The 12362-nt window shown below is 44.9% G+C and carries 10 protein-coding genes and 4 tRNA genes; 13 read left to right on the forward strand and 1 reads right to left on the reverse strand.

Annotated elements, in window-relative coordinates; translation table 11 throughout:
• Window positions 1–133 precede the first annotated feature (133 nt).
• From hpaE to hpaD, 6 genes are all read left to right on the forward strand, one after another.
• A complete protein-coding gene (gene hpaE, locus ACXAC1_RS15735) occupies window positions 134–1597 on the forward strand; it encodes a 5-carboxymethyl-2-hydroxymuconate semialdehyde dehydrogenase (RefSeq protein ID WP_475062676.1) in 1464 nt (487 codons plus the stop codon).
• Window positions 1598–1660: 63 nt separating this feature from the next.
• On the forward strand, window positions 1661–2041 hold the full coding sequence (locus tag ACXAC1_RS15740; protein ID WP_475062678.1) for a 5-carboxymethyl-2-hydroxymuconate isomerase: 381 nt from the start codon (window positions 1661–1663) through the stop codon (window positions 2039–2041).
• A 61-nt stretch (window positions 2042–2102) separates the two neighbouring features.
• The gene (locus tag ACXAC1_RS15745) at window positions 2103–3128 is read left to right on the forward strand and encodes a TRAP transporter substrate-binding protein (RefSeq protein WP_475062679.1); all 1026 of its coding nucleotides are present in this window, start codon (window positions 2103–2105) and stop codon (window positions 3126–3128) included.
• A 2-nt stretch (window positions 3129–3130) separates the two neighbouring features.
• Entirely contained in the window at window positions 3131–3643 is a 513-nt protein-coding gene (locus ACXAC1_RS15750; RefSeq protein ID WP_475062681.1) for a TRAP transporter small permease, read from the forward strand.
• 11 nt (window positions 3644–3654) lie between these two features.
• Window positions 3655–4983, forward strand: coding sequence for a TRAP transporter large permease (locus tag ACXAC1_RS15755; protein WP_475062683.1), 1329 nt, complete (start codon window positions 3655–3657; stop codon window positions 4981–4983).
• Between the two features lie 21 nt (window positions 4984–5004).
• Window positions 5005–5934: a 3,4-dihydroxyphenylacetate 2,3-dioxygenase gene (gene hpaD / locus ACXAC1_RS15760; RefSeq protein ID WP_475062684.1), complete on the forward strand. Its 930-nt coding sequence runs from the start codon at window positions 5005–5007 to the stop codon at window positions 5932–5934.
• A 150-nt stretch (window positions 5935–6084) separates the two neighbouring features.
• Here the strand turns inward: hpaD and ACXAC1_RS15765 are convergent, their stop codons facing one another.
• Window positions 6085–6780 (reverse strand): response regulator transcription factor, encoded by a 696-nt coding sequence (locus ACXAC1_RS15765; protein ID WP_475062686.1) that lies wholly within the window; start codon window positions 6778–6780, stop codon window positions 6085–6087.
• Between the two features lie 114 nt (window positions 6781–6894).
• On the opposite strand from ACXAC1_RS15765, the gene ACXAC1_RS15770 reads away from it, so the two are divergent.
• The 7 genes from ACXAC1_RS15770 to ACXAC1_RS15800 all read left to right on the forward strand — a co-directional run bounded on the left by ACXAC1_RS15770 (window position 6895) and on the right by ACXAC1_RS15800 (window position 11855).
• Complete coding sequence (locus tag ACXAC1_RS15770; RefSeq protein WP_475062688.1) at window positions 6895–8187, forward strand: aspartate aminotransferase family protein; 1293 nt, start codon at window positions 6895–6897, stop codon at window positions 8185–8187.
• 1 nt (window position 8188) lies between these two features.
• Entirely contained in the window at window positions 8189–9196 is a 1008-nt protein-coding gene (locus tag ACXAC1_RS15775; RefSeq protein ID WP_475062689.1) for a phosphotransferase enzyme family protein, read from the forward strand.
• A gap of 340 nt (window positions 9197–9536) precedes the next feature.
• A complete protein-coding gene (locus ACXAC1_RS15780; RefSeq protein ID WP_475062690.1) occupies window positions 9537–10853 on the forward strand; it encodes an alginate export family protein in 1317 nt (438 codons plus the stop codon).
• A 586-nt stretch (window positions 10854–11439) separates the two neighbouring features.
• A tRNA-Asp gene (locus ACXAC1_RS15785) sits at window positions 11440–11516 on the forward strand.
• Window positions 11517–11563: 47 nt separating this feature from the next.
• Window positions 11564–11639, forward strand: a tRNA-Val gene (locus ACXAC1_RS15790).
• 36 nt (window positions 11640–11675) lie between these two features.
• Window positions 11676–11752, forward strand: a tRNA-Asp gene (locus ACXAC1_RS15795).
• 27 nt (window positions 11753–11779) lie between these two features.
• A tRNA-Val gene (locus ACXAC1_RS15800) sits at window positions 11780–11855 on the forward strand.
• The last annotated feature ends 507 nt before the right edge of the window (window positions 11856–12362 follow it).

Consider the following 12362-nt stretch of genomic DNA (forward strand, 5'->3'; position numbering starts at 1 on the left):
CAACTAGCTTTGTTCGAGTCAAGAGTCCTTGACAGATCCAAATCTCAGTATTAATTTACTTAACATGTTAATCAATTGAAAGGGTTTTTGCCTTTCCGTCACATATAAATGCTTCATAGGAGAGCAGGTGAAAATGATCAAGAACTTAATTAATGGCGAATGGGTTGAAAGCGAAAAGACGTTCCAAACCTTTAACCCAGCGACTGGAGAACTGCTTGCTGAAGTGGCTCATGCGTCTGACGAACAGGTTGCGCAGGCAGTACAAGCTGCCAAAGCTGCTTTTCCAGCTTGGTCGAGTATGCCGATTGCAAAACGTTCTAAAATCATCGAAAAATTGGGTGATTTAATCGCTGAAAACGTGGAAGAGATTGCACGTCTTGAAACGGCTGATACGGGTCTTCCGTTGTACCAAACACTGAATGCATTGATTCCGCGTTCATCGAATAACTTTTACTTCTTTGCCGAAAAAGCGAAGCAAATGAATGGTCATACTTACCCTGTTGATGACCAAATGCTGAACTACACACTTTACCAACCTACGGGTGTGTGTGCTCTGATTTCGCCTTGGAACGTACCGTTTATGACCGGTACATGGAAAACAGCTCCGGCACTAGCACTGGGTAACACGGTGGTAATGAAACAGTCTGAGTTGTCTCCTTTGACGACAGATTTCCTTGGTCGTCTGACCATTGAAGCAGGCATCCCGCCAGGCGTATTCAACATCGTTCACGGCTTTGGTGCGACGACAGGTAACGCCATCATCACTAATGACGACGTGGATGCGATTTCCTTTACGGGCGGTACTGCAACGGGGAAACACATCATCGCCAACGCTGGTCTGAAAAAATTCTCTATGGAGCTAGGTGGCAAGTCGCCAGTGATGATCTTCGATGATTGTGACTACGAGCGTGCATTGGATGCAGCGGTATTTGGCATCTTCTCTATCAATGGTGAACGTTGTACTGCAGGTTCTCGTATCTTTGTGCAGAAGAGTATATATGACAAGTTCGCTACCGAATTTGCTGAACGTGCCAACAAAATCAAAGTCGGCGATCCTACAGATCTAGACACCAAAGTTGGTTCACTGATCAGCCAACAACACTTCGACAAAGTAACAGGCTACATCCGCATTGGTATCGAAGAAGGCGCAACGCTGATTGCTGGTGGTCCAGAGAAGCCAGTTGACGAATTGCCAGATCACCTTAAAGGTGGTCACTTTGTTCGTCCTACCGTATTCCGTGATGTCACCAATGACATGCGCATTGCACAAGAAGAAATCTTTGGCCCTGTTGCCGTGTTAATTCCATTTGAAGATGAAGACGATGTAGTCGCAATGGCGAACGACAACGATTACGGCCTAGCGTCTTACCTATGGACGCAAGACGTGAGCAAAGTGCATCGCATCGCTCAGAAAGTAGAAGCGGGCATGATGTTTGTGAACTCGCAGAACGTTCGTGATCTGCGTACGCCATTTGGTGGTGTTAAAGCCTCTGGTACTGGCCGCGAGGGTGGCGATTACAGTTTTGAAGTGTTCTGTGAACCGAAAAACGTATGTGTCAGCTTAGGTTCTCATCACATTCCTAAGTGGGGCGTTTAAGCCTATTTGATGATCAATGGAGCTGGCTAAGTCAGCTCCATTTTTACCCTGAAAGGATAAGAAATGCCGCATTTTATTGTCGAGTACTCTGCAAATCTTGAAGACAAGTTAGATTTTCAGCCGCTGTTTAAGCGCCTGCATGAGTACGTCATTGGTACGGGCCAATTCCCAATTGGTGGTGTGCGCAGCCGTGCGATCAAAGTGGATCATTTTCGTGTGGCCGATGGGCGAGAGGATTTCGCGCTGTTAAACCTGAACCTAAAAATCGGTCATGGTCGTGATATGGCGTTGAAGAGAGAAGTGGCGAAAAACGTATTTGCCATTTTGAGTGACTGGATGAAGCCCGTCACGGATGAGCATTATGTTCAGATTTCATTCGAGCTAACAGAATTAGACCCTGAGTTGAAATACAACCAAAACAATATTCACCCACTTTTTAAGTAAGTGAACCAAACAAGCGAATTTTCTAAAGCCATTTAAATAAATATAAAAAGAGGAAATCGTAATGCAGACTAAAATTAGTTCAATCATTCTGGGTGCCACCATTCTAGGATCAACAATCGCTTCAGCGCAGACGATTCGTGTAGCAAGCTGGCTACCACCGACCAACCCAATGAACGAGGTGGTGATCCCTGCCTGGGGAAAAGCAATCAATGAAGCGACCGATGGTCGTGTTGATGTTGAGATTGTCTATGGCCTTGGTCATCCTAAAACCATGTGGAACCTTGTAGAAGATGGCATTGTTGAAGCCAGCTACAGCTACCATGGCTATGTTCCTGGACGCTTTGAACTGCCGCAAGTGGTCGAACAGCCTGGTTTAGGGACCAATGCAGAGGCCGCTTCCTACGCACTATGGAAAACCTACGACAAGTATTTTGATCAATCCGGCGAGTTTGATGGTTTAAAACTGCTGGCTTTGTTTACTCATGGTCCGGGCCAGATTCATTCTAAGTTTGAAGTAAAGGACGTTGCAGATCTTGAGAATATGAAAATCCGTATCGGTGGTGGCGTGCAAAGCATCATCGCGGAAGAGTTTCATGTCACACCTGTTGGAGCACCCGCACCAAAAGTCTACGAAATGATGCAGCAAGGCGTTATCGATGGTGCATTTTTACCTGCTGTAGAGCAGCGCGTACTGCGCCTTTCAGAAGTAACCGATTATTTAACCATTCTTCCTCAAGGCCTCTACATGGGCAGTTTCTCCATGTTCATGGATCCCTACGTATTTGAAGAGCTTTCAGCAGAAGATCAAGCCGCAATCAATGCCCTTTCTGGTGAAGTACTGTCGATCCAAGCGGGTAAAGCATGGGATGCGAGCGATGCATCCGGCGTGGCCTCTGCACGTGACAATGGCGTAGCAGTGAAAGAGTTAAAAGAAGGGGATGCGTTAGCCGATCAGTTTGAATCACGTCTTAAAAATGTGCCTGAACATTGGGTGAAAATGGCGAATGAAAAAGGTTACAACGGCCAAGAAGCATTGGATTACCTTCGCTCCCAAGCTCAAGAATACGCTAATAATCACGGAGCTTAATCATGTTGCTGACTCGACTCGTCGATAAGCACCATGGTGGGTTTGGGTTAGCCAAATGGTTAACCTTTACCCTAGAGGTGATATCGTCTCTATTTCTAATGGCTCTTATGTTACTCACTTGTGGCGATGTCATCGGTCGCTATGTGTTTAACAACTCCATCAACGGGACCACCGAGCTTACGGAATTGGCGCTAGGGATTATCATCTTTTGCCAAATTCCAGTGGTGACGATTGCTAGCACCCATGTGGTGGTAGACATTCTTGATCGGTTATTGCCCAGTATATTTCTGCGCTTATCAGGTGTCGTCAGCCATTTGATAGTGGCAGTCGGATTTTATTATCTCGCTGATCGAATTTGGTTTATGGCTGAGCGTTCATTGCGACGAGGCGTATTCACGGAGTTCTTGCAGATTCCGGTCGCGTACTTCATCCAATTTATTAGCATCATGATGTATTTGTCCGCAGCTGTGTTGATCATTGTGGCGCTTCGTAAACTCATTAAGAAAGATCTGTAGCGAGTATTGATATGTTTGAATCGTTTATTGGCTTTCTTATCTTATTAAGCCTGATTTTAGTGTTTAGAGTGCCCATTGGTTTTGCGATGGGGGCCGTTGGCATTGTAGGGTTTGCAACGCTGCAGGGGTTGACGTTTGAAAACGTGTTTGAATTTAGCTGGCGAGGTCCGATCTCTCTTGCTTCAAATCGTATTATCGATACAGCGCAAGAATACGGCTTGTCGGTGATTCCACTGTTTATCTTGATGGGTAACTTTGTCACCAAAGCGAATTTATCTGGTGACTTATATCGGGCTTCCCATGCCTTCTTAGGTCATCGTAAAGGCGGTCTTTCCATGGCAACCATTGTTGCGTGTGGAGGATTCTCTGCCATTTGTGGTTCCAGCCTTGCGACCTCGGCAACCATGGCGAAAGTGGCGATGCCACCGATGAAAAAATACGGTTACTCAAATGAGCTGGCCAGTGCGTCCATTGCTGCAGGCTCAACCTTAGGCATTTTAATACCGCCAAGTGTTATTTTATTAATGTATGGCATTTTGACGGAGACTAGTATTCGCGAACTGTTTGCGGCAGGGTTTCTGCCCGGTATGTTAGGCATTGGCTTATATTTATTAGCGACTCGTTATGTGGTTTGGCGTCATCCTGAAGCAGGCCCTGCTGGTGACCCGATGCCATGGTCTGAGCGTTTGCTGTCGCTGCGTAATGTCTGGGGAGTACTGCTGTTATTTGCTATTGTCATGGGTGGTATTTATCTCGGTATTTTTACACCTTCTGAAGCGGCTGGGGTCGGTGCAGGCGGTGCATTTGTCATTGCCTTACTACGTAAGTCACTCAACCTAGATGCATTATTCCATGCTTTGATTGATACAGGGCGCACCTCTGCCATGCTATTTACCGTGTTGATCGGGGCGTTAATTTTCTCAGACTTTATTACCTTGGCTGGATTGCCTGCTGAGCTATTAGCTTTTGTGCAAAGCTTTGAATTATCGCCGATGGGCATCATGCTGATTATTGTTGCGATTTACTTAGTGTTGGGCATGGTGTTCGAAAGCTTGTCGATGATTCTATTGACCGTACCGATTTTTTATCCGCTGGTGCAGAGCTTGGGCTTTGACTTGGTGTGGTTTGGCATTTTAGTGGTCGTGGTGACTGAAATCAGTTTGATCACACCGCCTGTTGGGATGAATGTGTTTGTGTTGAGTGCGGTATTGGATGACGTCAAAGCCGGCACAATTTTTAAAGGAATCGTGCCGTTCTGGTGCGCAGATATGATTCGTTTAGCATTGATTTTATTTGTAAGTTCAATTGCTTTGTTTTTACCTGAAATTTTATACAGATAACTGTTTTACCGGAGAGCTTCCATGGGCAAGTTAGCGTTAGCTGCAAAAATTACCCACGTACCATCAATGTACTTATCCGAGCTTGATGGCCCAAAGAAAGGCTGCCGTCAGGCGGCCATTGACGGGCATCATGAAATCTCGCGTCGTTGTCGTGAGTTAGGGGTGGATACCATCGTGGTGTTTGATACACATTGGCTGGTTAATGCCGGTTACCACATTAACTGTGCACCCCATTGGGAAGGGGTTTACACCAGTAATGAACTGCCACACTTTATCAATAACATGCCGTACAGCTTGGATGGCAATCCTGAATTAGGACGCATTATTGCCCAAGTATGTAATGAGCAGGGCGTCGAAACAATGGCCCACGATGCGACGACCTTGGCGCCGGAGTACGGGGCGTTGGTGCCGATGCGTTATATGAACGAAGATAACCACTTTAAGTGCATCTCTGTCTCAGCATTGTTAACCGTGCATTATTTGAATGATTCGGCGCGTTTAGGGTGGGCACTGCGAGAAGCGATTGAAAAACACTACGATGGCACTGTGGCGATCCTAGCCAGTGGGTCTTTGTCTCACCGCTTTGCCCAAAATGGACAAGCACCGGATTTCTCTGACAAGGTGTGGAGCCCATTCCTAGAAGATCTTGATCATCGCGTCGTGGATATGTGGGAAAAAGGTGAGTGGGAAAAATTCTGTGGCATGTTACCTGAGTACGCGGCCAAAGGTCATGGTGAAGGCTTTATGCATGATACAGCAATGTTGCTCGGTGCCCTTGGCTGGTCAGACTACGATCAAAAAGTTGAGGTGATTACGCCTTACTTCGGTAGCTCTGGTACAGGACAAATCAATGCGATTTTCCCCATCTCACCGCAAACGGGTGACGCGGTACCAGCACCGCAAGCGTCACAGGAATCAGGCGAGTTTGTGTATGGTACGAGCCGTTTGTAATAGATTCAGTCAAACCTGATTATGAGAAGCCCTATACAGCAATGTATGGGGTTTTTTTTAATAGGTAACTCCACACTGGGAGTGTAATAATTTGTCACATACAACTAATGATATTTCAGGACTTTAATAATTTATGGTTCCTTGGGAGATCTAAATATTACTCATTAATTTGGCCACCAGTTCCGTTCTGGATTGTACCTCTGCTTTGCGATAAATGTGGTTAAGGTGGGTCTTTAGAGTCGCCATTCCCATGTCAATTCGTCGTACGATCTCTTTATTGCTTGCTCCTGCAATCAGCCATTCAACCACATCCAGCTCCCGTTCAGTAAAGGCATAATGCTGCTGTAGGTGGGCTCGCTCAGTATCCCGCTTTGGCAGGTACACACTGTTTAGGCTGTATTCCATAAAGCCATGTACAGACTGTAATAACGCTTGCTCTTGCTGACTGAAATCTCCTTGAGACTCCGTTCTTAACAAACTGATCAAGGCAATGATTTGTCCTCGAGTGTTACGAAAAAAAATGTCCAGGACAAAGCGGTGCTGAAATGGTTGCATGAACTCTTGATAGTAGCGACTTTGTAAAAGTTGTTGCTCAGGGATGACTGAGTCAATCGTTGCCATTTTAGTATCACTGTGGTGAAACTGGCTCGGGTTCAGCGGATCTAGAGCGTAAAAAGTTTGCGTGTAGGCTTTTTCAATTTCAGACGGAGCATTAAATATAAAAGCGCCAAGATGTCTCATCTCCGGATTGACAAGGAAAAAGACGGAGCTTTTGATCTCTATAAGCTTGTGTATTAACTCAAGGCTTTTGGCTTGAAACATCGCCGGAAATTGCTGCGAAGGCAAACAGGTTCTCCTTATCGTTGGTGGCCGAGCTGCCTCAACCATATGGTTGATGTTGCTGGATTGGTTGATTAGTTAACATATTAATTCAAATTGACTGTTTTGGTAAGGATAACAATGTCTGAAAGCACGCTATTACAACGCCGTTTCCAAGCAATCGGTAAACACTCACCACTATTTTATGATGAGCCTATTCACCTGGCACGAGGCGAAGGGGTCTGGTTATACGATGCCGATGGTAAACAATACTTAGACTGTTATAACAATGTTCCTCATGTAGGGCACTGTAATCCAATAGTAACGGATGCTCTAACTCAGCAAGTGACGACACTAAACATTCATACCCGTTATTTGCATGAAAATATTGTTAAGTACGTTGAGCGGTTAACGAGTACTTTTGCTGAACCTTTAGACGCTGCGATGATCATGTGTTCTGGTAGTGAAGCAAATGAGCAAGCTTTACGCATGGCTCGTTTCCTTACGAATGCTCAAGGTATTATCGGGACTGATGCCGCTTATCATGGTAATACTGAAGCCGTCTGTGAGCTTGGATCGGGTTTTATGCCTGAAGCATTAACCACTAAGCGCGTTCGTTCTTTCCCAATTCCAGATACCTATCGTGGTCAGGAAAATGTCTCACCTGAGCAGCTTAAAGACCATTATTTACAAAAAATTCAAGATGCAATTAATGCTTTCAACGAGGATGGGATCGGCTTTGCTGGTATCCTAGTTTGCCCTGACTTTGCCAACGAAGGACTTTTAAATCTTCCTGATGGTTTTATGGAAGACATGGTGGCTCTGGTTCGTTCTGCTGGTGGTGTGGTGATTTTTGACGAGGTGCAAGCAGGTTTTGGACGCACTGGCGAACATATGTGGGCTCACCAATGGTACGACGTCGTTCCAGATATCGTTACGTTGGGGAAACCGATGGGGAATGGTTTCCCATTAGCTGGACTTGTTACAAGCCTCGATAATGTGAATGCGTTTACCAAGCATGCGATGTATTTCAACACCTTTGCAGGAACACCTGTTGCCTGTGCCGTAGGTAATGCTGTTTTAGACGCACTTGAGCAAGAGAATCTTTTGCAAAATGCGATCACAACTGGACAGTATGTGACGGATGGCCTGAAAGCATTGCAAGAAAAATTCCCTTTAATTGGTGAAGTACGTAGTCGGGGAATGTTTTTTGGTGTCGAGTTGGTTGTGGATCATGAATCCAAAGTCCCTGCCAAAGTTCAAGCCAAACAGATCGTTAACCATATGCGTGATCAAGGCGTTCTTATTAGTACTATTGGTCCGTTCAATTCCGTCTTGAAAATCCGCCCACCGATGCCGTTTCAACCAGAGCATGCAGACATCTTATTGCAAGCACTAGAAAAAGCATTTACTGATATTTCTAAGGAGCAATAAAATGACAACAGCTATGGATACTCGTCTCCAGCAATTAACTCAAGCAGCAGAGAATGCTTTACCATTCTGGGAATTGAATGGTGCACAGCTTGATCTTATTAAATATCGTGAAAATGCGGTGTATAAACTGACTGGTGTTAATGGCGAACTCTTTGCTTTGCGCATTCATCGCCCTGGTTACCATGACTACGCGTCATTGCTTTCAGAATTGCAATGGATGGATGCCTTATCACAATTTGGTGTCGCAACTCCGGAAGTGATTCGCAACACCTCTGGGGAACTGATGACTAAAGTCATCATCCCTGAGACAGGAGAAGATGTTTACATTGATTTGTTTGCTTGGGTAGATGGCGCATCACTGGCAGCAGATAGCGATGCTATGGCAACTGCAGAGCAGTGCTACAAGATTTACTACACCATCGGGGAGATTGCGGCACAACTGCATAACCACTCATCTAGTTGGGAGTTGCCCGAAGGGTTCAAACGTCATGCTTGGGATCTAGAAGGATTAGTAGGAGAAGAGCCATTCTGGGGGCGTTTCTGGGAGCTAGAATTGCTGACTGAAGAGCAAAAGTCTTTGCTAGAAGAGGCTCGTGCTAAAGCTATTGAGCTATTAAACAAACTAGACACCTCGCCAGCGAATTACAGTTTGATTCATGCGGACTTTGATCCAAATAATATTATGATGGAAGGCGACATCGTTCGTCCCATTGATTTTGATGATGCCGGATTTGGCTGGCATATGTTTGAAATTGCGACAGCTTTGTATTTTATGCAGACGGAACCCCATTACGAGGTAATGGAAGATGCAATCATAGAGGGATATCGTTCGAAGCGTGACTTATCAGATGAGCAAATTGAACAGCTTGATCTCTTCTTAACATTACGAGGTTTCACTTACTTGGGATGGATTCGTAGCCGGCAAGAAACTGAAACTGCAAGAGAGTTATCTGGTGATTTGATTGCGAGAGCGGTTCGTCAGTCGAGACAGTTTCTGGATAAGAAATAAACGGTGATCTAACTGACAATGTATAAGAAGATGGCAATTTAACCATCTTCTTAATGCAAATATGCTTACTTTTTGTTCGGAATTTCCCCAACTAAATATTCACCTAAAATGCTTCGATTATAATTCTTGTTGTTTGAAAACTCAGTACAAAGTGATGACGAAAATGTCCCTAAAGGGGCAGTTAATCTGCGGGGACAGAGTGATAAGGTCGATGAGTGATTACAAAGAAGAATCACTTTATTAGAAAGATGCTTACTTAAATACGCCATGCCCTTGCAATATGGTTCTGGTGAATTAGGTAAGCGATATCGCAAATCGAATTTATAATTAGGACAATAATATGAGTGAAATCAGCCCCTTTTTCACCAAGAAAGTTTTACCCACGATGATTGCTGCAGCACTTGCTTCCTCTGCTCAAGCCTACAATTTGTATGAGAAAAATGGCACAGAACTGAATGCGGATATTGAAGCCATGTTTGGTGTTTTCTCCAGTGACCACAGCTATGACACGTTAGGTGCTAAACAATCAGGTAGTTCAACGTGGCAAGAAGGCTACATTAAATACGGTTTGTCAGGCAGCCAGGTGACCGGTGAGAGCAATGCTAGTGCCTATGGCGCCTTCAATGTCGTCAGCTCAGGAACTTGGGGAGATGGTGATGCAGCTGGCTTCTCCATCGGTAATGAACGTGAAACCGAGTTAGAGGATGCTTATGTTGGTTGGCGCTCGGGTGATTTATTGCCTGCGCTTGGCAAGAATGGCTTGGATCTGTCGTTTGGCCGCCAGAACTTCGCGCTAGGTGATGGCTTTCTCATTAACGGTGATGCACTAAACTTTGGTAATGCATTTGATGGCAGCATGAATCGTGGTGGTAGCTATTGGTTGGCGCCACGAAAAGCATTTGATGAAACTGCGATCCTGCGTATCGGGGGCGAAGAAGGCGCTCGTGCCGATGTTTTCTGGCTACAGTCCGACAACGTTGCTCAGTATAAGATGGAGCTGGCAGGTGTTAATGCGGAGTATGTGACGCCCGAAGGTACCTATGCTGCCGCTTACATCAAAGGCTTAGATGCTGTGCACTCTGATGCGTTGGGCAGTGCTCGTGATGGACAAGAAACCATGAGTCTACGTTACCAAGGCAATGCGGGCGTGGACAATCTATTTTTATCCGGTGAATATGTAACTCAAGCTCAAGGAAATGGGGGCATGGACGGCGATGCTTGGTATTTGGAGGCGGGCTGGACTTTTTCCGATCTGAGCTGGTCACCGAGTATCAACTACCGATTTGCGCAGTTTGATGAGGGCTTTGACCCGTTATTCTATGGCTTCAATCGTGGCTATGGTACCTGGTTCCAAGGTGAAGTAGCCGGTAATTATGCTGGACCGTTTAACTCTAATGCAGACGTTCAGCAGGTTGCCTTGAAGGCTGCGCCGACCGACATGCTTTCTATAGGAGCAGTTTTGTTCGACTTCAGTAATACCAATAATGGTGAAATGGATGCGCAGGAACTAGATCTGTACGCGGAATGGGTGGTTTCACCTAATTTGATCATAAGCCCACTGATTGGCTTTTATAAGCCAGAAGAGAGTAACAATAAGCAGCTAGGCGCTAACGACACTAATGTGTATGGCCAAGTCATAGCGATTGTTCCTTTCTAGAAAAAGTACTACGTTTTAAAAACGTTTTATTCAGTTTCCTATCTGTTATTTCAGCCTAAATACCACTGTATTTAGGCTTTTTTTGGGACGCATTAAAAATAGAGCTATAAGTGTAATTGTTAGGTCAAACTAGCTAAAGCTTTGTTGCATGTTTGGATTTTGAGCAATTTAGTAGCTTAATTTCATTGTTCATTTCGCTTCTATTAAAAACACCTAAGTTTTTTTAAAAAAATGTTATCCAAAGCTAGACATAAAAATTCAATGTTGTACTATCTGCGCCCGTTGTCGAGCGAAGCTCATCAGTGAGTACTCTTTCTGTTGAGATGATTGAGTAGTGCTGTGACCACTTTTTTATAAAATTGGCCGCAAAGCTTGAGCGGTTTTTCTTAATGTCGCAAAATAAGCCAATAATTTATTTTCTAAGTTATTGATTTAAAATGATATTAAGTTAAAATGCTCGTCAAGGTTGGTTGATGCAAGTTAAAGTTCTTTTGATTTTTTAGTCCTTACAAGGCGAATGTCGGGAGTTCGAACCTCTCCACACCCACCACTTATAAGTCAGTGGTTAAACAACTTATGACAATATGGAGCGGTAGTTCAGTTGGTTAGAATACCTGCCTGTCACGCAGGGGGTCGCGGGTTCGAGTCCCGTCCGTTCCGCCACTTACTTTTAATGAGAAGTAAGTCGGTAGCAGTACCATCATTATGATGGGTGTGTAGCTCAGTTGGGAGAGCGTCGCCCTTACAAGGCGAATGTCGGGAGTTCGAACCTCTCCACACCCACCACTTATAAGTCAGTGGCTAAACAACTTATGACAATATGGAGCGGTAGTTCAGTTGGTTAGAATACCTGCCTGTCACGCAGGGGGTCGCGGGTTCGAGTCCCGTCCGTTCCGCCATCTTTCCTCAAGATGTAAAACTATGATGGGTGTGTAGCTCAGTTGGGAGAGCGTCGCCCTTACAAGGCGAATGTCGGGAGTTCGAACCTCTCCACACCCACCATCTATTCTTACTTAGAAATTCCTTTATAAGTATCTGATATTAAATAACTTTTATCTTCCTTAAGTTACATGGCATTTGCGACCAAAATTTTTCTCGTTTTTTTGATGTGACCACAGTGTGACTGATTCGTGTCATATCTTGCTAATTCAAATTCTTGTGGCTTTTCTGAAAGGCATTTCTTGTGTAATTTTGCAGTTCGTACCAACAAGTCACAGACTCTCTAGTTTTCCCTTTTCAAATACCTTGTTTTACCTTATTAGCTGCCTCTACCTCTCAGCTAGTTTAAAGCTGTAATTGCTTTGTGTTCTCGCCAGATCTTGTGAGAGTAGATTTCTATTTGAATGAGTTGTGCATGACTTTAGTTTGATTGATGCTCTTGGGGGGGGGGCTGAAGGCGTTCTAATGTACTGATGAGAGCTCTGCTGCCGAGTGCTCAAGGTACGAGCCAGGCGGCCAAATCGCCCTCAATGAACCTGTTGCCGCTCCAACCCTAATCGAGCTAGCCGA

This window comes from Marinomonas sp. AWM4_232 (genome assembly GCF_056158325.1).